This is a genomic window from Microcoleus sp. MON1_C5, from assembly GCF_036701875.1.
GTDB lineage: Bacteria > Cyanobacteriota > Cyanobacteriia > Cyanobacteriales > Microcoleaceae > Microcoleus.
Map to the genome: position 1 here is coordinate 205,807 of NZ_JAUBRN010000001.1, position 24,062 is coordinate 229,868.

The 24,062-nt window shown below is 48.9% G+C and carries 15 protein-coding genes; 7 read left to right on the top strand and 8 right to left on the bottom strand.

Annotation, left to right across the window (positions count from 1 at the left end; translation table 11 throughout):
• Nucleotides 1–353 precede the first annotated feature (353 nt).
• On the top strand, nucleotides 354–2,438 hold the full coding sequence (fusA, locus tag QUA71_RS00865) for an elongation factor G (RefSeq protein ID WP_333281049.1): 2,085 nt from the start codon (nucleotides 354–356) through the stop codon (nucleotides 2,436–2,438).
• A 120-nt stretch (nucleotides 2,439–2,558) separates the two neighbouring features.
• Here fusA and QUA71_RS00870 read toward each other — a convergent pair whose 3' ends face one another.
• Complete coding sequence (locus QUA71_RS00870; protein WP_333281052.1) at nucleotides 2,559–3,683, bottom strand: HNH endonuclease; 1,125 nt, start codon at nucleotides 3,681–3,683, stop codon at nucleotides 2,559–2,561.
• A 216-nt stretch (nucleotides 3,684–3,899) separates the two neighbouring features.
• Here QUA71_RS00870 and QUA71_RS00875 point away from each other — a divergent pair, with 216 nt between their 5' ends.
• Nucleotides 3,900–4,334 (top strand): hypothetical protein, encoded by a 435-nt coding sequence (locus tag QUA71_RS00875; protein WP_333281055.1) that lies wholly within the window; start codon nucleotides 3,900–3,902, stop codon nucleotides 4,332–4,334.
• A 123-nt stretch (nucleotides 4,335–4,457) separates the two neighbouring features.
• Here the strand turns inward: QUA71_RS00875 and QUA71_RS00880 are convergent, their stop codons facing one another.
• Nucleotides 4,458–5,840, bottom strand: coding sequence for a UDP-N-acetylmuramoyl-tripeptide--D-alanyl-D-alanine ligase (locus QUA71_RS00880; RefSeq protein WP_333281058.1), 1,383 nt, complete (start codon nucleotides 5,838–5,840; stop codon nucleotides 4,458–4,460).
• Nucleotides 5,841–6,248: 408 nt separating this feature from the next.
• On the opposite strand from QUA71_RS00880, the gene QUA71_RS00885 reads away from it, so the two are divergent.
• Nucleotides 6,249–7,529, top strand: coding sequence for a hypothetical protein (locus tag QUA71_RS00885; protein WP_333214428.1), 1,281 nt, complete (start codon nucleotides 6,249–6,251; stop codon nucleotides 7,527–7,529).
• A 287-nt stretch (nucleotides 7,530–7,816) separates the two neighbouring features.
• Nucleotides 7,817–8,149 (top strand): RNA recognition motif domain-containing protein, encoded by a 333-nt coding sequence (locus tag QUA71_RS00890; RefSeq protein WP_006635107.1) that lies wholly within the window; start codon nucleotides 7,817–7,819, stop codon nucleotides 8,147–8,149.
• Between the two features lie 239 nt (nucleotides 8,150–8,388).
• Here QUA71_RS00890 and clpS read toward each other — a convergent pair whose 3' ends face one another.
• Nucleotides 8,389–8,670, bottom strand: coding sequence for an ATP-dependent Clp protease adapter ClpS (clpS, locus tag QUA71_RS00895; RefSeq protein WP_190658451.1), 282 nt, complete (start codon nucleotides 8,668–8,670; stop codon nucleotides 8,389–8,391).
• Nucleotides 8,671–8,958: 288 nt separating this feature from the next.
• Here clpS and QUA71_RS00900 point away from each other — a divergent pair, with 288 nt between their 5' ends.
• On the top strand, nucleotides 8,959–9,555 hold the full coding sequence (locus QUA71_RS00900; RefSeq protein WP_190736215.1) for a DUF3172 domain-containing protein: 597 nt from the start codon (nucleotides 8,959–8,961) through the stop codon (nucleotides 9,553–9,555).
• 82 nt (nucleotides 9,556–9,637) lie between these two features.
• Here the strand turns inward: QUA71_RS00900 and QUA71_RS00905 are convergent, their stop codons facing one another.
• Nucleotides 9,638–9,787: a hypothetical protein gene (locus QUA71_RS00905; protein WP_333281062.1), complete on the bottom strand. Its 150-nt coding sequence runs from the start codon at nucleotides 9,785–9,787 to the stop codon at nucleotides 9,638–9,640.
• The gene (locus tag QUA71_RS00910) at nucleotides 9,784–11,112 is read right to left on the bottom strand and encodes an AMIN domain-containing protein (protein ID WP_333281065.1); all 1,329 of its coding nucleotides are present in this window, start codon (nucleotides 11,110–11,112) and stop codon (nucleotides 9,784–9,786) included. Before QUA71_RS00910 ends, QUA71_RS00905 begins: the two co-directional genes overlap by 4 nt.
• A 90-nt stretch (nucleotides 11,113–11,202) precedes the next feature.
• On the opposite strand from QUA71_RS00910, the gene QUA71_RS00915 reads away from it, so the two are divergent.
• Nucleotides 11,203–11,760 (top strand): NUDIX hydrolase, encoded by a 558-nt coding sequence (locus QUA71_RS00915; RefSeq protein WP_190658445.1) that lies wholly within the window; start codon nucleotides 11,203–11,205, stop codon nucleotides 11,758–11,760.
• A gap of 47 nt (nucleotides 11,761–11,807) precedes the next feature.
• Here the strand turns inward: QUA71_RS00915 and QUA71_RS00920 are convergent, their stop codons facing one another.
• The 3 genes from QUA71_RS00920 to ppsA form a co-directional block, all read right to left on the bottom strand.
• Nucleotides 11,808–18,866 (bottom strand): DUF4347 domain-containing protein, encoded by a 7,059-nt coding sequence (locus QUA71_RS00920; RefSeq protein WP_333281069.1) that lies wholly within the window; start codon nucleotides 18,864–18,866, stop codon nucleotides 11,808–11,810.
• A gap of 1,302 nt (nucleotides 18,867–20,168) precedes the next feature.
• A complete protein-coding gene (locus QUA71_RS00925) occupies nucleotides 20,169–20,489 on the bottom strand; it encodes a DUF6464 family protein (RefSeq protein ID WP_333281072.1) in 321 nt (106 codons plus the stop codon).
• Nucleotides 20,490–20,934: 445 nt separating this feature from the next.
• Nucleotides 20,935–23,412, bottom strand: coding sequence for a phosphoenolpyruvate synthase (gene ppsA, locus QUA71_RS00930; protein WP_333281075.1), 2,478 nt, complete (start codon nucleotides 23,410–23,412; stop codon nucleotides 20,935–20,937).
• Between the two features lie 338 nt (nucleotides 23,413–23,750).
• On the opposite strand from ppsA, the gene QUA71_RS00935 reads away from it, so the two are divergent.
• Entirely contained in the window at nucleotides 23,751–23,885 is a 135-nt protein-coding gene (locus tag QUA71_RS00935; RefSeq protein WP_333281079.1) for a hypothetical protein, read from the top strand.
• Nucleotides 23,886–24,062: the final 177 nt, after the last annotated feature.

Consider the following 24,062-nt stretch of genomic DNA (forward strand, 5'->3'; position numbering starts at 1 on the left):
TTGTCAGGAAACGCGGTTTATACTTTTTTGCTGAGACTGCTGCCAAATATCAGATCGATCGAAACGTCAAAAACACGAGTTTGTTAGAAACGAGTGCCTGAACCCAAACTACTTTAGGAGAGGATTTTGGCCTTAATCTACGCTATTTTTATGAGGAGCCAGGCTTGGGGTAGTTATTCCACCAAGAATCCTTCGCAGGATTGACGAAGAAGTGTCAAAATTAAGATAGTTCTGCCAGAAACAGGGGAAAGGAAATCTAGCCTGTACTGGCGCCTAAGGCAACATTGATTCCTCGCTGGTTACGCTTGCAGGTGGTCGCCGACGGTTCGTCGCATTTAATCTCAACAGTAATTATGAAAGATCTCACTCGTTATCGAAATATCGGCATCTTCGCCCACGTAGATGCTGGCAAGACCACCACAACAGAAAGAATCCTGAAGCTGACAGGTAAAATCCACAAAATTGGTGAAGTTCACGAAGGCGCGGCGACTACTGACTTCATGGAACAGGAGCAAGAGCGCGGTATTACGATTCAGTCCGCTGCTACCACCTGCTTCTGGAACGAGCATCAACTCAACATCATTGATACTCCGGGACACGTCGATTTTACGATCGAGGTTTACCGTTCTTTGAAGGTTCTCGATGGTGGCATTGGTGTGTTCTGCGGTTCGGGTGGAGTTGAACCGCAATCTGAAACCAACTGGCGCTACGCTAACGATTCCAAAGTCGCTCGCGTCATCTACATCAATAAGCTCGATCGCACCGGTGCAGATTTTTACCGCGTGGTCCAGCAAGTTGATAAAATCCTCGGAGCTAAACCGATGGTGATGGTATTGCCCATCGGCATAGAAGAAAAGTTTTGCGGCGTAGTCGATTTGCTGACCCGCAAAGCCTGGATCTGGGATGACTCCGGCGATCCGATGAACTATACAATTAAAGATGTCCCCGCCGATATGGTCGATGATGTCGAAACTTGGCGCGAAAAGTTGATCGAACTGGCCGTCGAGCAAGACGACACTGTGATGGAACAGTATCTCGAAGGCAACGAGCCGAGCCTGGAAGACCTCAAGCGCTGCATTCGCAAAGGTACTCGCGATCGGGCATTTTTCCCCACCTACTGCGGCTCATCGTTTAAAAACAAAGGCGTGCAGTTGGTTCTCGATGCCGTAGTTGACTACCTGCCAAACCCGATGGAAGTCACACCGCAGCCAGAAGTCGATCTCGAGGGCGAGGAAACCGGCGAGTTTGCGATAGTCGATCCCAACAGGCCATTGCGGGCACTCGCGTTTAAGATCATGGACGATCGCTACGGTGCTCTAACATTCACGCGCCTGTACTCCGGTACTCTGTCCAAGGGCGACACCATACTCAATACCGCCACGGGCAAAACCGAGCGCGTCAGCCGTTTGGTGGAGATGCACGCCAACTCTCGCGAAGAAATTGAATCCGCGCAAGCAGGGGACATTGTGGCGATCGTCGGTATGAAAAACGTCCGCACCGGACACACCATCTGCGACCCCAAAAATCCCGCCACCCTAGAGCCGATGGTATTCCCAGATCCCGTTATTTCGATTTCGGTCAAACCGAAACAAAAAGGCGGCGAAGAAAAAATGGGAGCAGCCCTCACCAAGATGGTGCAAGAAGATCCATCCTTCCACATGGTGACGGATCAAGAAAGCGGCGAAACGATTCTCAAGGGGATGGGCGAGTTACACCTCGACATCAAAGTAGACATTCTCAAGCGCACCCACGGCATCGAAGTAGAAGTCGGCGAACCGCAGGTAGCCTACCGCGAGTCGATTACCAAGCGTCTCGAAGACGAATACACCCACAAAAAGCAATCAGGTGGTTCCGGTCAATTTGCCAAAATCGGCTATGTGATCGAGCCTGGTGAGGTGGGAAGTGGCTTCCAGTTTGAGTCCAAAGTGACCGGTGGTAGCGTGCCGAGAGAATATTGGCCAGCCGTCGAAAAAGGCTTTGAAAGCTGCATCGACAAAGGCGTCTTGGCCGGATTCCCCTGCTTGGACTTGAAATTCACCCTACTAGACGGCGGTTTCCACCCAGTTGACTCGTCAGCAATGGCCTTTGAAATTGCTGCCAAAGCGGCCTATCGGCAGTCTCTGCCTAAAGCGGCGCCTCAGTTGCTCGAACCGATTATGAATGTCGATGTATTCACTCCAGATGATTACATGGGCGACGTGATCGGCGACCTCAACCGCCGCCGGGGGATGATGAAATCTCAAGAGACAAGCCAGACAGGAGCGCGGATCAAGGCAGATGTGCCGTTGAGCGAAATGTTTGGTTACATTAGCGATTTGCGTACTATGACCTCTGGGCGCGGACAGTTCTCAATGTCCTTCTCGCACTATGCTCCTTGTCCGAATAACATCGCTGAAGAAGTGATTAAGGCGGCAAAAGAGCGTCAAGCGGCGAAGTAGTGTATTTGACTCCTGGTAGGTGCTATCTGGAGTCAAACAGAAAAATTAGATCCCCGCTTTTTGAAGAAATCGGGGATCTAATTTTTGTAAACTATCGACTTATTCAGCAAGCCCCACATATTAGATAGTAGAACCACGAGCAGACTTCAACAACATCTGGATTTCTTCAAGACTAAATGGTGGTGAACGACGATGAATCATAGCGTGACAATTTGGGCAAACAGGACGCAAATCTTTTATAGGGTCAATTTCATACTCTTCTGCAATTTCTGAAAGGGGTTTTAGATGATGAACATGAATGAAACCTTTTCCCGGTTGCCCAAAAGCTCTGCCAAAATCGAAATCACAAATATAGCAACTTGAACCGTAATAATCAATACATTTTTGCCGAGCTTTAGGCTCTCGTTCATAGGCATTGACTGAAACTTGCCGTACAGCCCCTTCACGAAATGTTTGTACTGCATCTACTTCATCAGGAAAGAATCTAGTAGTTACAGATTCCTGAACCTGAAGCGGATTTTGATTTTGCCAATCCAACAAACATTTTAGGTATTCCTCAAAACGGTCTTCCTCACCAAGAAACACATTTGCTGCAGCACGAAAGATAGCAAAGATTTCGACAAAGTTATTAATCACTGGCTGAGCTGCATCTAGGTCTTTAATAGGAATAACTAGGGATGGACTCTGAATATAAGTACCATTCCTACCTCCTTCATGAATTAATTGCAGTTTGTTAATGAACTCATCATACTTTAACTTACCATATTTTTCCGGTGCAATATTATCAGAGGAAATATTATATCTACCATGCTTCAAAATCCTAGTAACATCTTCTAAATGGTTTTTCAGAACGTGAACAATCGGATTGCTTTCTAGCCCTCTTAATCCAAAAAAATTCACAAATAAACTATAAGAAGTACACTCGAATCTCTGTTGGAAATACCAACCTTTTCCTTTTATAGCCAAGCCAGCGGTTGCTATTTTGAAGGGCCGGGTTTTCTTGGCTACAAGGCTGTGCCATGGTGTAGTCAATATCTGACAATCTGAGAGTACATCTGTGCCATAAACTTGGTGAATTTGGTCACAAGCTTGTTTAATGATTATTTTAAGCTTAGGGGCAAGTAATTCTTTTAGCTTATCAGCACGCTCTCGATTGTCTTCGACTGAGAAGAGATATTGTTCAGCAGACCCTATCAGTGGCAAGTCAACGATTTGTGACAATTCGGTTTCCTCAACTGAATTCATATTTGTTCTCCGACATTACAAGTCCAACGAAAACTAATCGATATTTTAGCTTTTTTTCGACATATCCTGAAATAGGTCATGCTTCCCCGGCTCCTAAAACTTGTGCTGTGGTGAGTTTGAGCCTTGTAGGGTGCGTCAGTTAGAATACTTACTGGACAAGGGAAACGCTTATGGACTGATGCACCCTACTATCGTCTTTTAAATGCCGAACAGCTTATGAATCAAATAAATCCCGATCGCACTACTGGAACAATTGCGATCGACGTTTGCGCTCAATCAAACGGGCAGTATCTTTGTCAGATTTCCTCCTCTATGAGCGATCGCCCTGATGATACCATGAATTTTTACGGACAAACGAAAGAACACGCGATCGCGATCGCCCTGGAACATTTAGCCGACGAGTATCGCGAGAAAGCCGAAGAATCTCAGAATATAGATTCGCTTGCCGTGGAAATTTCAGATTCTGGAAAACCAATTAATAAATATTATCATGTGATTGTACACTACGAAGAAATTTCGGAAGCCGAATCTAAGTTTGACGCAGTACACAATACAATGATAGGAAATACGATAGTTGAGAATGCCAGAATTGCAGCCATTGAGATTGCTCCAGATATCGAAATCGAGCCGTTAGAGCGATCGGGATATTGAACCCTCGGGACTTAGGTGCAGATGGGCATCTTACCCTACGCATCAGCGATCGAAACGTGAGTTTGACGCGACGATCGACTAGAAGCGCTCGCATAATTTCAAATCCCCAAAATTTCTTTTCTATTACTCCCCCGCAAAATCTGCCCTAAACTTCTCCACAACTCGATTTAACTCCACCGAATGAGAGGCCTTAAATAAAATACGATCGCCCGGTGTGACAAACTCCTTTAAATGCCTTGCTAAATCTTCGCGGGAATTCTCCCTCGCAATATCTTCTACCTCCACAAAAGGCAAACCCGCCGCACCAGCCGCCATCGCCGCCGCTTCCTCAAAATCAGCAAAAACAAACAAAGCATCCAGATGCAAATCTCGCGCGGCCCTTCCCACTTGTCGGTGAAATTCGATCGCCCTATCGCCCAATTCCTTCATCGTTCCCAACACCGCAATCCGGCGCTTTCCTGGAGTATCTGCTAACAGTCTCAGCGCCGCCAACATCGACTCCAAACCAGCATTATAAGTCTCATCCAGAATCACAATATCCTGCGGCAAATCGTAGCGGCGCGCCCGTCCATCCGGTAACTGCACAGACAAACCTTGCTTTAAAAATTCCCAATCAATACCTAACACTTTTCCTACCGCCAAAGCCGCCAAATAATTTACAGCATTGTGGCGTCCCGGCAGTGGCAGGGGCAATTCCACACCTTCTACAAACATTGTATTATGATTCAGCAATTCCCCGCACAAATCCCCGCCTTCTAAACCGTAACTTAAAGTTTTTCCCTGCCAAACTTGGGTCGCAGTTGCGATTAAGCTGTCACAATCGTGATTGAGTATAGCAATGCTATCCGCAGGCATTTCGGCTAACAGTTCGCACTTAGCTTGGGCTATCGCATCTTCCGAGCCCAAGCGTCCGATATGTGCCGTTCCTACATTAGTAATTACCGCCACAGTAGGACTCGCAATTTGCGACAGCAGCGCAATTTCGCCACTCCCGCGCATTCCCATTTCAATTACAGCATAATGGTGGGAAGGTGAAAGCTCCAGCAGAGTTTTTGGTACGCCAATTTCATTGTTATAGTTATATTGAGTTTTAAGAACATTTCCCTTCGTTGACAAAACCGCCGCAATTAACTCTTTAACAGTAGTTTTACCTACAGAACCAGTAACAGCAACTACAGGTATACTGAATTGGTCGCGCCACCAACGGGCGATCGACTGATAAGCTTTTAAAGTATCGTCAACGCGCAACAGCGGAAAATTAGGCACTTCCTCTTGCCACTCTCGATCGACAATCGCTGCAATTGCCCCCAAATCCCGGGCTTTTGCCACAAATTGATGGCCGTCAAAATTGTCTCCCCGCAGCGCCAAAAATATTTCGCCCCCCTTAAGAGTGCGCGTATCCGTGGCAATACCTGTCCCTAAAGCTGTCAAAATGCCCTCAGACACAGCAGGCAAAGGTACAGTTAAAATTTCAGCAAGTTGGGCGATACTTACGCGACAAACCATAACTAGCACTCACATTTCAAATAATTATTTTCATAGCTAATCCTACCTCGCCCGACCTCACATTTAACTGATTGGGGGCTGCCGACCAGGATTGACCTTGACAATCCTAATATTAAATCGTCAGGCAACCAAGAAATTCTCCCGTACCCCTCACAATCTTTACCAATACTTTACAAAGTCTATGGTGATTTAAGGCCTTGCTAATTACCAACAATTCATGTCATGCTGGTGTTGGTAATTAGTTTAACTAAGCAAAAAATATCGATCTGCTTTAGCTGCTGGCAGATTCTACCCATAAGCCTCATCCGGCGAGCAGCTCGGTTGACTCAATTATTGGGATTCATTGGCCAATTCATTAAGCTAAGAGCGCTGAAAGCTCCTGCCCTAGCCTCGGAGGGTTAATCCACAGTGAACGACTACAATAGACAGAGTTACGAAGAAGAACAGCTACTTTACAACCACTGGCTGGAGTTGGTACAACGAGAGCAGCCGGCAGAACTGATCGGCCGCTTTCGCACTTTGTTTATCGAGGGCGTCGGATATCCCGATCGCTCGATCGCCGACGCCCTCGAAAAAATAGCACGCTCAGCACACGCTCAACAAGAATTCAAATACATCCTCAACCGCTGCTGCCACATCCTGATCAACCGCTGGCAAACTTACCCCAGCAAGCAAGCCGCCATCCCTGAATTGATAGCTGTGTTTGAAGAAGCGCCCAAAATATTATTTGGATACAATCGATCGGGGGGGCGAGGCTCCATCCCCAAATTAGTAAATCAATTTATCGAAAGCGAACAGTACCTCACCCTCAAACGCTTAGCCAAAGTCATAACTCACAGCAATGAAGATAGCAGCAACAGCAAAACCCCTGCTAGCCTTGCCCTCGGAACCTTAATTCCCCGTTACCCTTACCTCTACAAACACTGCCTCCTCAGCGACGACAGCACCTACGAACAACAAAAAATTATTAAAAAAATCCAAGCTCAAAAGCAGCAGCAATTTGAGATCAACCTCTCACAATATGTTGCTCACCAAGTGAGAAAAGCTCAAATAGCGCGTCGGGAAACCTCCATTTCCTTCGGCCGAAATATACAGCCTATAAAAAATCCGACCCTGTTGACCGACCCGGAACTATTCTTTGCCCTCAAGCAATTTGTCGGCAAAGTAGAAGGAGCCGATACCTACAGAGAGCTAGCGGGCCGTTTCACGGCGAACGCCAGCACACATCAGTCCTACCGTTCTTTTAAAGACGACTTGTACGAATACCTGATTTCTTCTGTCACCGATGAGCGCTACGGCAAACGTCTCTTTAACGAAAAATTGTATAAGCAACTACAAAATACCCTGCCCCACAGCGACGATCAAAAGTTTAATGAATTTTTAATGATCAGAACTTGCAGCCAGTTATTGAACTTTTTAGTAGTAGAGAGTCCTGTGCGGCCCAACCACTTTGTCTTCATCGACCTGATCTCAAACCTCGGGCCGACCCAAACCACTGGTTTGCTGCTGAAAATCGTACTAATTTGCGGCAAAGTCAAGCCCTACCTAGAAAAGCGGCTGGCAATTTTGTTCGGTCACTACGAATGCAGTACCCGAGAAGGCGTGGTGTGGTTAGTCAAAGCCCTGGAAAACGTAAACCTAGCTTTGAGTACCAACTTTGGCAAGGTGGATGTATCTTTCCTGCGGTGAAAGCGGGCGGCATAACTTTCTCTGCTTCCACTGCAGGCAAAACATCACACCGATAAACCAGGTTTATGAATAGCCTAAAAGTTTTACGTTTAATTAGAACGACTTAATTAACTGCTGAAACCTACTCAAAAGACGCTATTCTATGTTAAAGTACCAAGTGTGAATCAGATTCAGTTGCAGGCTTTGTTCATTGCTACAGAATTGTCTAAAAACTTGCCCTTCTGTATCGGCAGGGGACTCTCCGAAACTGAAATCTTCGCACTGTCTAAATTTTGGAGTTATTCCTCATGTCGATATACGTCGGTAACTTATCCTACCAAGTTACCCAAGAAGACATCACCACCGTCTTCGCCGAATACGGAACCGTTAAGCGAGTACATCTACCTACCGACAGAGAAACCAGTCGCCCCCGCGGCTTCGGTTTTGTAGAAATGTCCACAGATGCAGAAGAAGATGCAGCCATTAGTGCTCTCGACGGAGCAGAGTGGATGGGTCGCGACCTCAAAGTTAACAAAGCTAAGCCCCGCGAAGATGAAGGCGGCCGGGGTGGCGGCAACCGGGGCGGCGGCGGTCCTGGAAAATTTGCTCGCGGAGGAGGAGGCGGAGGAGGACGTTATTAATTTCCTCTTTAGTTTCTTCGGATAAAGATTTGAGATTGGAGAGTTGAAAGTGGCGATCGAGCTCACCTAGCTCGGAACCACTTCCGGCCGTTCCGAAAAACCTATGCTCTTCAAATTTCCATATCTACCGGATTAAATATACCAAAAAGCCAAGGGCCGAACCCTTGGCTTTTTGGTATGAGGGTTGACGGTATGAGCCGGAAACCAACTGGGCGAATCCGTTGCAGTACCGTCAGGTTCTAATCGTCAGGTTCGATGGTGCTGCTCAATCCGTGGTTATTGAGCGTTTCAGCGTAAAACTCAGCGTGTTCGAGAGCGCAAACAATCACCAATCCCATCCCGTTAGTATGGGCTTCCATCATCACATTTACCGCCTGTGGCTGAGTCAGACTCGGTACCGTCGCCATCAAAGTCTGCACCACGTACTCCATAGGATTGAAATCATCATTGTGCAGCAGAACGCGGTAGCGCGGTGCAAGCTTGCGGACTGTGGAAGGCTTTTGAATAATTTCGACAGACACTAATCTATACCTCCTGACTTGTAAAATGTTAAAATTTGTCAACAATCTTGAGCCGGATTCCTCCGCTGTGCAAGAGTATGTCACTTTCAGCTATTTTATTGAAATCTGAAAATTCAGACAAGGCAGCCCCTAGGTCGATCGCGAGTTGTGAACGGCACCACCCAACCCAGAGGGGGCGTCCTGGGCCCTCCGCAACCACCTTCCTAGCGCCATAATATTAGAAAGGCGATATCGGTTAAAAATAACAAACTACTACCTGTTGAGTCTCCAGAACTGAGGGAACCTTATATGAAACGCAAACCTAAATCCTACAACGACGACAGATTCAGCGGCGACCCATCCCGGGGAGATGAAGACTCCGGCTCATTTGGCGGACAGTCGCGGCGTCAACCTCAGTCCGGTAAACCCTCTTTCCTCAATTCTGCCACCCTAGGGATTTTAACAGCCGTCTTTATTCTGGGAATTGGGATTGGCATTGCCTTTAGCTCTACAGCTACAATTAGTCCTGAGAACGTAGCCTCCCGTGAATTTATCGATCGCAGCGCCCCGAACCCAGAACTTTGCGTGCAGTTTGGAGCAAGCGCGATGGTGACAGATATGCGCCTCTACGTCACCCTCAACCCCTTCAACGTTTACATCTCGCAGCCGAGTATGCGCCCCGGATGCGTCCTGCGAACCAATAACTGGGCAATTCTGGAACAAAGAAAACTCATCAGCCAAGACCAAGTGCGGGATTGCAAAAATCGCATGAACACCTTTGGGTTCACCGGCCCGCTGGAAGCTCAACCCGAAATTAACTGTATCTACCAAAACGACGGCGCTAAAAACCTGTTCCTCAACCAACCGGGTTCGATAGCTCCAACCACGGAAGGTCAAAATTTCTAAATCGCCGATATAGCGGTTTTCAGTTGAGTCAATTTCAGATATGGGGTAGGGACTTAGGCTTGGCTTAAGTCCCTACTTTACTTCAGAGAATGGAAAACTGCTCTAAGTAAATATAGAACGAAGAGGTTCGAGCGAAGAAGAAAGTCTTGCTTCTTCCTTCTTCCTTCTTGCTTCTTCCTTCTTCCCTCTTCCTTCTTCCTTCTTCCCTCTTCCTTCTTCCTTCTTCCTTCAAAAACCAAACTGGGGGAAATCTTCCGTTAACTGAACTTGCAAAATTTGACCGGGTTGAATCGTAGCAGGTTGAGGAGCAGCCACGTAAGTGGTAGCAACACCACCGGCTGCTCCAACCAACAAACCGATGCCGGAAAAGCCGCTCAGCAAGAACAAAGCTAAGCCACCAATACCAGTATTTCGCAACAAACTGCGATCGGAAGGCTGAGCTCGTCGGCCTCCCACGGGTTCCGAGCGAGCCAAGAGAGGAATATTGCGACCGTTGAGACTAATAGCTTCGACCACAAATCGACTGCCGAGGTTGGTTGTTTCAAACCGACCGATGACTGGCGTATTAGCAGGTACGATCGTATTACCGCGACTGTCGAGAATTCCCCCTTGCAGCAGCAGCAATTCCTGTGGGCTGGGCTTCGCTTGCAGCCGCAAAGCCCGATCGCCCGGGTATAGCAAACTTAGCTCCGTGCCCGCCGGCAACAAGACATTCGCCCCAGCGGCAGCCTGCAAAGGAGCATTTGAGCGGCCGCGAGGAAGTGGTTCACCAAAAGTAAGCGTCCGCTGTTGGGGTGCAGCAGCAGCCGTTCTTTGAGGGTCTAGACGGGGTACTGCTGCCGCTTGTACCCCACGGCGTTCGTCAAGGCGAACATTGACTAAAGGCACTCTTAGCGGCCGGATTTGGTCATTTGGAGTTGACTGCGGCGAAAAACTTATAGCGGGATTCGGGGAAGTAGGAGATTCAGGTCGATCGACCTCTGTGGCAGCAGTTGAGTTGGAATCTGTCGGCGACTGGTTTTGCGGTACTTGTATTGCAGGCTGGGGTTGAGTTTCGGGAGTTTCCATACTCGCAGTCGGTTCGATCGAAGGGCGTAACACCCAGCGATTTTCTACCCCAATTCTTTGGAATTGAACTTTCCCCCCGCTAAAACCGACTCCGGGAGCCAAATTGACCAGAATTCTCGCCCTTCCCGGTTGAACTTGACTAACCCCCACAGAACGCACTGTGCCTTCTGGGTATAGCTGAGTTGCATCTACTCCGAGGTCCGTATTGGGCAAATCCACAGCAATCTGACTGGGATTTAGTAGAGAATACTGGGGCGTCATTCCCTCTGGAAGAGTAATTTCTAGCTGATTTGTGGCCGGATCGAATTTCCAACTTGTGACTGTAGAAGCATTTGCTGGTTCCAGTGTTGCCGGCACCGTCGCAACTGCGGCGACGACTGCTAGACTCAGACTCAGTGACTCGATCGCAAACAATCCCGCTGGTAGAGAATTAACAGTCAATTTTTGTAAGTCTTCCCCAAATCTGGTGAGTAATTTTTTGTATGGCATGGCGGCTGGGTGAAATTTTTGATCGCAAATAGATTATGGATGGGAAAATTGTGCCTTCGGATGACGCTGAAAGTTTAGCATTATGGCGATATGAAAAATTTAACTAAATGGAAATTATTGCGATCGCGCTTCGTTCTTAACAACCAGTGGTGTCAGGTTAGACAAGATGAAATAGAATTGCCAAGCGGACAAATTATAGACGACTTTTTTGTTAATGTCCGACCCAATATCGCCCTCGTATTTGCCACGACAGAGCAGCAAGAACTTGTATTAGTGCGCCAATACAGGCACGGAGTAGGCGAAATTTTGCTGGAACTGCCTGCTGGATCTTTCAACCCTGCTGAAGAGAGCGGGAAATCGGCAGCAACCAGGGAACTTGCCGAAGAAACGGGATATGTTGCTGAAGAAATTTTGGAACTAGCAACCTTATATGATAACCCTGTAAAAGACACCAATTCTATCTACCTATACTTTGCTAAAAATGTCAAGCTTGCCACCACAACACAATTAGATATTACAGAAGAGATTGAAGTAGTGTTAGTCCCCATTGCTGAAGTTTTGGGAAAAATAAAAAACCGCGAAATTTGTGTAGCAGGAAGCATCGCAGCTATTTTTTTAGGACTAGATTTTTTGAATAAACAGCGGTAAGGTGCTGTGTAAATGAAACCTTACACGCTGTTTACGGCGCTTTGGTATTAACGAGAAAGACTCAGAAAATCCACAGCAGTCAAAGAATTATTAGCCCCAAAAACCTGAGCCAAAACCTGACCAGTCTCCGCAACTTGCAGCAGTGTGGCATTCGCCGTAAAGTTAATTTGCAAAGCCTCAAAACTCAAGCCACCAGCCAGGACAAACTTATCAGTTCCTACATCAAAATTGAGCACTGTATCCATACCGCTATTAGCGCTTAACACAAACTGATCGTTCCCATTACCTCCAATCAAAGTATCATCTCCCCCATCACCAAACAGCCAGTCATCCCCAACACCCCCATTGAGAATATCGCTATCTTTCCCTCCGTAAATAGTGTCATTACCATCATCACCGTTGAGAGTATCTTGACCTTCATTGCCGTATAACAGGTCATCGCCACTACCACCGTTAATACAGTCTTGCTGACCGTCTTCACCTACAGCGCCTTGCTCATTTTGCCCGCGATCGCCACTAATGGTATCGTTACCCTGATCGCCGCACAAAATATCGCTGCCATCATCGCCGTAGATCGAGTCATCGCCAGCATCTGCCTGTACTACATCGTCATCCTTGCCTCCACGAAGGGTATCGTTAGCAAAACCCCCACTCAAAGAGTCGGAACTTTCACCACCATTGAGAAAGTCATTGCCATCTCCCCCAAACAGCAAGTCGCGGCCGTCAACATCGGACACTAACTGGTTTTGCAAGCCACCGTAAAGCGAGTCGTCTCCCTCATCGCCGACAATGGTATCGGAACCGAGTTCGCCCCAAATCCGGTCGCTGTCTTTGCCGCCGTAAACTAAGTCATTACCTTTGCCGGCAAAAATGCTGTCGTTACCGCTGCCGCCGCCGATGATGTCGCCGGTGTCGTTACCGAAAATTAAGTCGGCTTCAGAAGTCGCAATTGTGCTGCCTTGCTGAGTGCCGTAGTCGCCGAGTATGGTGTCGGAACCTCGATTGCCGTAGAGAGTATCCGAGTCAGTTTCGCCGAAAATGCGATCGCCCCCTTTGCCTGCAAACACCCAATCCCCTCCGTTGCCGCCCAGCAAGGTGTCGTCTTGTTCTTGGCTGTTAAGTACGTCGTTGCCATCACCTCCCAATAGCAAATCGAAGCCGTCGGGGTCACTGTCTAGGGAGTTGAGTACGCCACCAAACAAAGAGTCGTCTCCGTTGTCGCCGGAAAGGGTGTCCGGGCCTTTGTCACCCCAGATCGAGTCGTTGTCGATGCCACCATAGGCGCTGTCAGGGCCTTTGCCGGAGTAAACGGTGTCGCTGCCTTGAGTGCCTGCAATGGCGTCGCTTGAAGACCCGCCGAAAATCAGGTCACTGTCGTTGTCGGTCAAGTCGATGTTGTTGCCGTTGTCGCCGACTATGGTGTCGGAACCACGATCACCGTACAATGTGTCTCCATTGCGATCACCAAAAACGCGATCGTCTTGTTTGCCGCCAAATACGGCGTCGGTTTCTTTGCCGCCGTAAACGATGTCGTCGCCCTTACCTGCTGCGATGAAGTCTCGCTGTTGGTCGGCGTAAACGATATCGCTGCCGCCTTCACCTAACACTGTGTCGTCGCCGCCTTTGGAGAGAAACAGTTCGTTAGTTTCGTTTCCTGTTAAGGAATCGTTTCCGAGAGTGCCTAGTATCGTGTTTTGGATGTCGATGAGTTGGGCGGCGTTGGAGTCGAAGTTGAGTATTTGCTCTGGCTGGGGTTGGATAAATGTGAAGTTCGGTGGCCCTTTCAAGGGGTCGCAACCGCAACCGGTATCGGGTTCGGGTACTCGGTTGAATATAGGGGTTGGTTCTGGGGCGGGTTCCGGCGCTGGTGTTGGCGCGGGTGTTGGTGTTGGTTCCGGCGCGGGTGTTGGTGTTGGTTCCGGCGCGGGTGTTGGTTCCGGCGCGGGTGTTGGTTCCGGCGCGGGTGTTGGTATTGGTGTTGGTTCCGGGGCTGGTGTTGGTGGTGTGGGTGTTGGCGCGGGTGTTGGAGTTGGTTCCGGCGCGGGTGTTGGAGTTGGTTCCGGCGCGGGTGTTGGTATTGGTTCCGGCGCGGGTGTCGGTTCCGGTTCTGGGACGGGTGTCGGTTCCGGTTCTGGGACGGGTGTCGGTATCGGGGCGGGTGTCGGCGTCGGCGCGGGTGTTGGTGTTGGTTCTGGGACGGGTATCGGTTCCGGTTCTGGGACGGGTGTTGGTTCTGGCGCGGGTGTCGGCGTCGGCGCAGGTGTCTGCGTCGGCGTTGGTTCCGGTTCTGGGACGGGTGTCGGTATCGGGGCGGGTGTCGGCGTCGGCGCGGGTGTCGGCGTCGGTATCGATTCTTTAAGGGGAATGAGAGAGACAGTGGCGACTGCCGCACTGGTGGCGCCGAGGTTGTCTGTAGCGCTGTAGGTGAAGTTTGCCCCTGTGAAATTGCCGGACGCCTGGAAGAACAACTCGGTAATTTGCTCGGCTGTTAGGGTTTGACCAGCCGTGACGGCGACTCCCTGGCTGGAATCACCCAAGAACAGCGTGCCCTCATTGGCGGGCGGCAAGGTGTTGATGGTAAAGGAAACCACCGTCCCGTCTGGGTCGGTTCCTCCGAGTCCGGGGATGTTCACGGTTGTTTCCAGCAACAAAGCGACGCTGGAGTTGTTGGCGACGGGTGGCTGGTCGCCCGTCGCTAATACTGCTAGCAGGGAGGCTGTAGCGGGGGCTGGACTGATGGCGCCGCGGCGGTCTGTGGCGCTGTAGGTAAAGTTGGTGGCTGCGAATTCACTGGTTGCTTGGAAGAATAACTGGCTGATTTGAGTTGGGCTCAGTCTTTGGCCTGCCGTGATCCTGATTCCCTGGCTGGGATCGCCCAAGAACAGGACGCCTTGATTAGTGGGTGGCAGGGTGTGGATGGTGAAGAATTCGATCGAGTCGTCGGGGTCTTTGGCCGTCAGCCCTGTGAGGTTGACGGTGCTGTTTGGCGCCAGGGTCTTGCTGAAGTTTGTAGGTACCGGCGGGTAGTTGAACGCCAGCGACACCAGAGAAACTGTGGCTGCAGGACTGCTGCCACCGAGATTGTCCTTGCTGGTGTAGCTAAAGTTTGCCCCTGTAAAATTGCCGGCCGACTGGAAGAATAACTGCGTCATTTGCTCGGCTGTCAGGGTTTGACCAGCCGTGACGGCGACTCCCCCCGTCGCGGGGTCGCCCAATAACAGGACGCCTTGATTTGCCGGTGGCAGGGTGCTGATGGTGAATGTAACCACTGTACCGTCTGAGTCTCTGCCTCCGAGCCCGCTAATTTGGACAACGCTGTTGGGCGCTAGCGCAGCGTTGCTGCTGTTGGCTGATGGAAGTTTGTTGGGTGTTGCCTGCGCGCTGATGGCGGTGGTGACAGTGGCTCTGGACTCGGAACCGTTGTTATTGCTGGGTTCGGGGTCAAAAGTGGTCGCTCGACTCTGGGAAGTATTGCTAATGGTGCCTGTCGCTGGAACGACTACTGTTACCTCGCGGTTGATGTTGCTGCCGCTAGTCAAACTGGGAATTGTTGGGAAGGTGACAACCCCTGTCACGGGGTCGTAAGTGCCGTTATCGGATGCGCTGACTCCCGTTAAACCGGGAATGATGCTGTCTGTAATCACTACGTTTTCAGCAGCATTCGGCCCAGTGTTGGCGGTAGTTATAGTATAAGTTACGGAACTACCAGCAGGAGCAGATGTGAGACCGCTTTTGGACGTAACCACGTCGGCCACAGGATCGATCGAGGTGGTGACTCGGCCCCCCGCCTCACCGGACACTGCGACTGTCGAACCGTTGTTGTTCGTTAAGTCCGGGTCTGGAGTGTCCGATCGGCTCAATACAATGTTGGTGATGCTCGTCAGGGTAGGCGGGGGTACAAAAATTAGGCGGCGGGTGACACTGCTGCCGCTGGCTAAAGTCGCGATCGCTGGGAACTCGATCGTCCCTGTGGCAGGATTGTAGGTTCCGCCGTCGAATACGGTGACTCCCGTTAAGCCGGGAATCAGGCTGTCGGTGATGACTACGTTGGTCGCGGGACTCGGCCCGTTGTTGGTAGTAGTAATTGTATAAAGGAGCGTGTCGCCCACCTTGATGCTGGCCGGAGCCGTTTTTTGGGTGACAACATCGGCCACAGCATCGATCGAGGTAGTGACGGTGGCGTTGGGGTTTGTACCGTTGTTGTTGGCCGGAGTGGAGTCGGGAGTGATGGAGGTACTTCTTGCCGTGTTGCTGATGGAAGTTAGGGTGGGCGGTAGTGTGAAGCCGATCGTCCGGGTGACTGTCTCCGCGTTGGCTATTGCCACGGGCCCGAAGGTGACAATGCCGGTTACTGGGTCGTAAACGCCGCCGTTAGATGCCGTGACTCCGGTTAACCCGGGAACTATGCTGTCAGTGATGGTTACAGCTTCTGCAGGGCTCGGGCCTAAGTTGACTGTGGCGATCGTATAGCTGACCGAGCTATCGGCGCGAGCATCCGTAGAGCCGGTTTTGGTGGTTGCCAGATCCGCGTTGGGCGCAATACTTGTCGTAACCGTAGAGTTAGTGGGAGTGCCGTCTTTGTTGGTTGTCGAGCCGTTGTTGTTAGTGGCGATCGGATCGAAAGTCGCCGCGCTACTCCGGGCGGTGTTGCTGATGTCGGTACGGGTGGCTGGGGCAATGAAACTGATGGTGCGGGTCGCAGTAGCCGCATTTGCCAGCGCTGTCAGTGCTGGGAAGGTGACAATGCCCGAAACTGGGTCGTAACTGCCGCCGTCCGATACGCTGACTCCTGTTAAACCCGGAATAATGCTGTCAGTGATGGTCACATCGGCAGCGGGGTCTGGCCCTATGTTAGTGGTAGTCAATGTGTAGGCGACGCTTGACCCGGCCGAAGTAGTCACAGGGCCACTTTTGGTAGTAACTAAATCCGCGACTGTATCGACAACTGTGGTAAAGACTACACCAGGCCCCTCGATTTGCCCGGGTGCAAGCACACCGCTGTTGTTGCTGAGGTCGGGGTCGAAAGTCGAGCTAGTGCTGAATGCAACGTTGGCAAAACTGCTACCGCTGGTTAAACCGGGCGGCAAATCAATTGTCAGGGTGTAAGTCACAGTCTCGCCGGCATTGAGAACCGGAATTAACGGCCAGGTGACAGCTTTCGTTTCGTTCACGTAAGTGCCGTTGTTGGAGGCAATCAGATCCGGCTGCAATCCGCCCGGAAGCAGGAGTTCTAAAGGTATTTCGTCTTGAATCAGAACATTGGTAGCAGGCGCTGGCCCCTTGTTTACTGTAGTAATCGTGTAGGTAATGCTGCCTTGGGACTTGACGAACTGCGGGCCGGTCTTAATAGTGGCAACCTCAGCGGCGAGAGTGGGAGGATTGATAGTTTCAACTACCACGTTTTGAAGTTCGTGAATGTTGTTGGCGCCTCCTGTGGAACTGCCAAAACCAAATTTGAAAATTGGCGGTACTGGGCCGTTTTCGGTGGCCAAGTTGCGGATGTCAATTAATGTAGTTTCGTAGATGTCGTCGAAATTTTGATCGAAGGCAACGGTGAGGCGAGACGGATTCACCGGATCGTTAGATGGATTCAGCGTAATTTGAACGGATCTTTTGGCTAAATTGCGATCGCTGGTGAACGTATTGCTGAAGTTAAAACTGGTGCCGGGTTCAGGGCCGCTAAAGTCAATGCTCGTAGGAATGTTATCGATGCCGAAGGGAACGATCGCATTTGTTAAAAACTTATAACCATCTGCTTCCTTGCCTCTAACCGTTACTGAATCAGGTCTGAAAGAACCAATAGAGGAGCCGGGAATCGGAGGTGGCTGCGGGCCGGAGCGCCCTTCTGTGGATGTGGAAAAATTGCCAAACTCGTCAAGTCCAATGCCTAAATAACCTCCCTTAATACCGGGTATACCCGTTCGTGGAGCGTAGGCCAGAGAACCACCATAACCCCCAGTCCTTGTTGGGCTGGCAGTGCCGTCAATCAAGAAAAAACCCAGACCATCCCCTGGCTGAGGGCTAATAAAGGGGCCCTCAGCCCTATATTGCTGGTTTGAATTGTAAGAATAAAAATCAAACTGGACTCTGAGACCGTCGGTTGAAGGAATGGGGTTGTTGTAGATGACAAAGGCTTCCCTATCACGTGCTGCTGGAGTTAATTGCAGAGCGCCATCCCCGGGAGTCGAACCGCCCAAAGCCGGAAGTACGCCGGATACTGTGCCTCCGGTAATGCCGGGGATACGTTGATTGGCTGCTGGAACCCCGCTGGTGGGATTGAACAGTGCCCCGTTGTTTCCCCCGTAAATCCAAGGCCCCCTAACTGTGGAGTTTTTGAAAGTTTCGTTAACTAATGTGCCGAGGGCGTAAGGGTAGGCTTCGAGCACTTCTTTTTCAATGGCGATTCTCGCTTTTATTTCCCCGGTCGCAAATTTTAATTGCCAGTCGCCGCCGAGTGCCGCACTCCCCGTCAAGTTGTCGGAAGCTGCAATATCTGCACCGACTATCAAGCTCAGCCGCCGCACGAAGGCTTCGCCCCTTTCCCCCGCTGCGACGCTGCACCCGAATAACAAGATATCTCCTCTCTCGCTGAGGGCTTTTCCCCACTGCTGCAACAAATGGCTGTAGGTTTCTAAGTCGTCGTTGCAGAGTTCGATCGACCCTAGCTGCACCCCCGCTTCTCGACCGTGAGAAACTATCTGAAGGCTGTCTAAATCGCTGTAATTAGCCAAAATTCTAGTAATTTGCTCGACTCCATCCCGCGTCGAGTCCAGTACAAATACCTCTGTATCGGCTGTTGCTCCTCTTGCCAAGCTGTCGGCGTTCTCTACTCTGGCATCGAGGAACAGTACATTTTTTAGAGTCCGAGGGGGCAACCACGGGGGGTTTGCCCCTACGGTTGCTCGCAAAAATTCTCTGTGGGGATGCCCAATTCTGATGTCGCCACGAAGTTTCTGGGACAGGAAACACTCCTCTGTTTTTACTTGTTTTATTGGTTTTTTCTGATGATAAGTTGCTGTTGATTGGGAGTTAGCGCCCGCAATCCTTGCGGTGGAGTCACATATTTTGGGGGCGATAAAAATTGGTTTGTTGCAGATGCTTTGCATGGTCAAATTGGCTCACGGATTGTAGATGATGTACCCATTTCCCGATGATCATTATCACCTATTGAAAAGGTTTAATTGCAGAGTAAGAGGCTCTGCTGCTTGACTTGGAGCAAGAGCAAAAAGCGAATTTTACTCAGCACAAAGCAGTGCTATATTGATATTTGATAGCATTGCCAATATCGCCGGCAGAAGCGCTGAGGATTGGGGGGTTAAATCCCCATAATCTCTCTATCAGGTGATATTTTGCCTTCGGCTTTTTTCTTTTCTGTTAGCGAGTGTATCTGTTACACGCTTATCTCTTACATAGCGCAGTAGATAATAACACGAGTTCTCAAAAATTTACTTAATGAGGTTTTCTGTACATCGTCTAATGCACTTTAATCAGCAGAGAAAATTCACTATTTCTAGATGTATAAACCTGGTTTGAGGGACGAAAAGACTTCTTTGCAGCCCTCGCTCCCGGTAAACAACTAGGTTTCTTTGGTTTTGGTGTGTCAGCCCGGTTCACAATAGCAACCAGACATTAATTAGGAAGTTATAGCCGTGACATAATTATGGCGGCCGTGCCCGAAGTGTTATTCAACTGAAATCTTGTACCATTCTCAATAAGCCTTCTCTGGGGGGTTCTCCTGCCCAGCCCATAAGAAAATTCACTTGTTGTGAAACAGGCCGGAAAGCCTATTCTTGAAAATGGTGCAACATATGAGATTCAATTGAAATTGGCATACCCTGTATCGACGAAGTGTCTTAAAAATTCATGACTTGGAGTCTGGAGATAGCAATCTAGGTTTGAGACTGTTTCGCTACGATCGCAAAAACAGATTAGTGCCGCCCACAAGCAACTTCTCAAGTTGTCAACTTAGAGTCTTCGAGCTGGTTTCTGTTTAAGATAAATGCTCGGGACAATGTTTCGTGCAGAATTTTTTATGATGTTTTGGAGAAACTGATTTGGAGATTTGCCCCTCAGCTACTTACGATTTTTGTTGGCTAATTTTCTTAACTGCAGGAGTTACGCCCAGAAGACTAGAAACCCAATTTATTCCTAGGTTTCTCGCCGCCCAACCAAAATTTATCATCTAAACTTGGTTTCTGATCGTAAATCCTCAACTAGAAAAACACCGATCGCACTCCGCCAGTTATGGCAACTGTAACCAAGCAATAATGCTCGATTAGGTTTTAATTGCTGAGTTTTGGCGTGGGTCGTCCAAAACAAGCTCCAACAAGAATCATTACACGTAAGTATATATTAACTCATTGATTATTACATCCCCAAATAGGCATAGATACAAGCATCAATATAAGCTATATCTTTTCACCGCGAACGTCAAGAGTTCTGGCTTGGTAGTACCGACAATCTTGACAGGGCCCAGAAGGATTGACAGCGCAGCGAATGTAATTAGAGCGGGCGTTATACTCGCAAGTGATATCGCCGATCGGATAACCGAGACCTTGTATGTAAGTGCGATCGGCAGTTGGTAGTTGAGTTGGCATGGATCTATTGGCTACCGCAAGTCTGGCCGCTGCAATTCTGTCGCGGGCTTGTCCCTGGGCAGAGCGCATCACCCACAAAGACAGCAGCGAGGGAGCTAAACCTATGAAAATAATCAGGAGAGCAGTTAGCACTTTTTCAGAGCTTATGTGGAGAATATTTGTTTTAATTTAGGCGATCGGCAACAGAAAATCATCCCCGAAAAGACGGTTTTAAATCATAAAAGTTCCGAGCCAAGTCTCAAACTATTAAACCGTTAACCGTTTGCTGGCTCGTGAGGAGGGCGCGAGCTGTTGGCGCCACTTTCTTCGTAAAGCGCATCGCCACGGCCCAACAAAGCCAGAAGCCCAGGTAGGGTGTGATATTATGTTCAGTCAATTACCCGCAATAAAATAGGTTTGTAGTGACGACTGCAAGTCCTGATAAAAATCAGAGGACTTGGATTCATCACTACAAACGCGAGATCGGTTATTTTACAGGACTAGATATGAGAAACCGGGTCGAGTTCAAAAACAACCAAGTCAGAACATGGGGCAGCTATTGTTTGAGAAACCCGGTTGCTCTCAAAAACCAAAACGGTTAAACCTTAGCAACATCCCCCGCTAAATCCATCAACGAACCCGCACCTTCCACTTTAGCAACATCTAACAAAGTCTTCAAAACCGAATCGGGATTCAAACTAATCGAATCAATTCCCAACTCAACCAAGAAACGAGCAAACTCAGGATAATCGCTGGGCGCTTGACCGCAAATCCCAATCTTGCGGCCGTACTTCTTAGCGGCTTTAATAGCAATTTCTACCATTCGCTTGACAGCTTCATTCCGTTCGTCAAAAATGTGCGCGACTAAAGCAGAATCCCGGTCTAATCCTAATGTTAGCTGAGTTAAATCGTTAGAGCCGATCGAGAATCCGTCAAAAACTTGGGCGAATTCGTCAGCAAATATCACATTGCTCGGCAATTCGCACATCACATACACTTGCAAGCCGTTCTCGCCCTTAACTAAACCGTGTTTTGCCATCTCGGCTAACACTTTTCGTCCTTCCTCCGGGGTGCGACAAAATGGAATCATCGGAATCACATTTGTCAAGCCCATTTCGTCGCGAACTCGCTTTAATGCTTTGCATTCCAAAGCGTAAGCTTCGCGGTAATTTGGGTCGTAGTAGCGAGAGGCGCCGCGCCACCCGATCATCGGGTTTTCTTCCTTGGGCTCAAACTGCCGCCCTCCCAAAAGGTTAGCATATTCGTTGCTCTTGAAATCGCTCATCCGCACGATGACTGGATTTGGATAAAATGCGGCGGCAATTGTGGCAATCCCGTGGGCGAGTTTGTCGGTGAAGAAATCGGGTTTGTGTGGGTAAAGTGCTGTCAGTTCTGCAATCTCTTCTTTGACTGATTCATCTACCAATTCGTCAAAGTGAATTAGTGCCAGCGGGTGTGCTTTAATGTGATTGGCAATGATGAATTCCAGTCGCGCCAAGCCTACGCCGTCGCAAGGAATTGCTGATAAACCAAAGGCTTCTTCTGGATTCCCGACATTCATTAAAATTTGAGTGCGGGTGCGGGGTAAATTCTCGATCGCAGTTTCTTGAATTTCAAAAGGAAGCAAACCGGCATAAACTTTGCCTTCGTCTCCTTCTGAACAAGAAATCGTGATTTCTTGCCCGTTTTTCAAGATTTGGGTGGAGTCGCCGGTGCCGACAATGGCGGGAATTCCCATTTCTCTGGCGATGATGGCGGCGTGACAAGTGCGGCCGCCGGAATTGGTGACGATCGCACTTGCTTTTTTCATAATCGGTTCCCAATCGGGGTCTGTTTTGTTGGTAACTAAAACTTCTCCTGATTGAAATTCAGCGATTCTGTGAACATCTAAAATTACGCGGGCTTTTCCTTGTCCGATTGATTCGCCAACGGCGCGTCCTTTTGCTAAAACTGCACTGGTGCCTTGCAATTTGTAGTTTCGCAAAATTTTAGCCGACTTTTGAGATTGTACTGTTTCTGGTCGCGCTTGGACGATAAACAATTCGCCCGTATTGCCGTCTTTTGCCCACTCAATGTCCATCGGGGTATAAGTTCCGCGCACTTTAGAGTAGTGTTCTTCGATGATGACTGCCCATTTTGCTAGTTGCAGAATTTCATCATCTTGTATAGCAAATTTATTTTTTTCTGCTGCTATCACGGAGACGTTTTTGGTGTATTTAGAACCGCCGATATCGTACACCATTTTGAGTGTTTTGCTGCCGAGGCGTTTGTCTAAAATCGGGAGAAAACCTTGTTTTAATGTTGGTTTAAAGACGAAGTATTCGTCGGGGTTGACGGTGCCTTGGACGACGTTTTCGCCTAATCCGTAGGCGGCGGTGACTAATACGGCGTTTTTGAATCCGGTTTCGGTGTCGATGCTGAACATGACGCCGGAGGATGCTAAGTCCGATCGCACCATTTTTTGGACGCCGACTGATAGGGCGACTTCAAAGTGATCGAAACCTCGCTGTTGGCGGTAGGAAATCGCGCGATCGGTGAATATGGAAGCAAAGCATTTGTGACAGCATTCGAGGACGCCAGCGCAAGCTTGGACGTTGAGGTAGGTTTCTTGCTGTCCCGCAAAACTGGCGTCTGGTAAGTCTTCGGCGGTGGCGGAGGAACGCACTGCTACGTCTGTACTGTCGCCGTAGCGAGCGCACAATTTTTCGTAAGCATCCGCGATCGCCGCTTGCAGTTCTCGGGGAAACGGCGTGTCCAGAATCAGTGCCCGCGCTTGCTTGCCTTTTTGTCGCAGGTTTTGCAAATCTTCTACGTCTAAATCGGCAAAAATTTCGCGCAATTTAGCTTCTAAACCCGCTGACTGGATGAAGTAGCGGTAAGCGTGTGCTGTAGTTGCAAATCCGCTGGGAACTCTGACTCCTTGGGCGGTTAACTGTTGAATCATTTCGCCTAAAGAAGCATTTTTTCCGCCTACTAATGGGATGTCGCCGATGCCGACTTCATCAAACCACAATACTAAGGCTTTTTCTTTCGGAATTAAAGCTTGTTTTTCTTGAAGCGCTAATTTTTCTAGCATTACTTTTTTCCTCTTAACTTCATCTCTCTTAGGTCTAAAGAGAGTAAACAAATGACATTCAACAAATTACTGTCATTTCTGAAACGTAGTTTTGTCGCCAAAAATATTTAACTTTTCCCGATGCTCTATCCAGCAGATTTTTTGATCCCCTCTATTTAAAGACTATCACTTTTTTGCTAAATAGCAAGACCTGTGGAGAAAATTTATTTGATTGCAAAAAGTAAAGAAATAGCAGTAAGGAGTTTCTGTAAGCTATCATAAAAAAAATGGTAAAAATCTGAAGATCGAATATACTTGCCACCGCTTTTTTGGCGCTGAGCGCACATTGCTGCGGGGATATGGCTCGGATTTTGTTGGTAGCGGAATCGAAGGGTAACAAAGGGTGGGGTGCGATCGCGCGATCGGCTGAACCCGCCCAAAAACGGATACAAGTTTCCTACAGGAGTCCTGATTCGGCAAAAATTTTATACTAAGGTTCAAGCTCCCCGATTCATTTGTGGAGTAAATCTAAAATCTAAAATCTAAAATCGACTGACCGGGGTGCTAGCTCAAAAAAACACAACACCCAGCAGCTTAGTTTTTTCCTGAAACCGAGATCCTAAAAACCGTAAAATTTTGGCCTCTGATTGCGTGGATCTACTTAGAGCCAA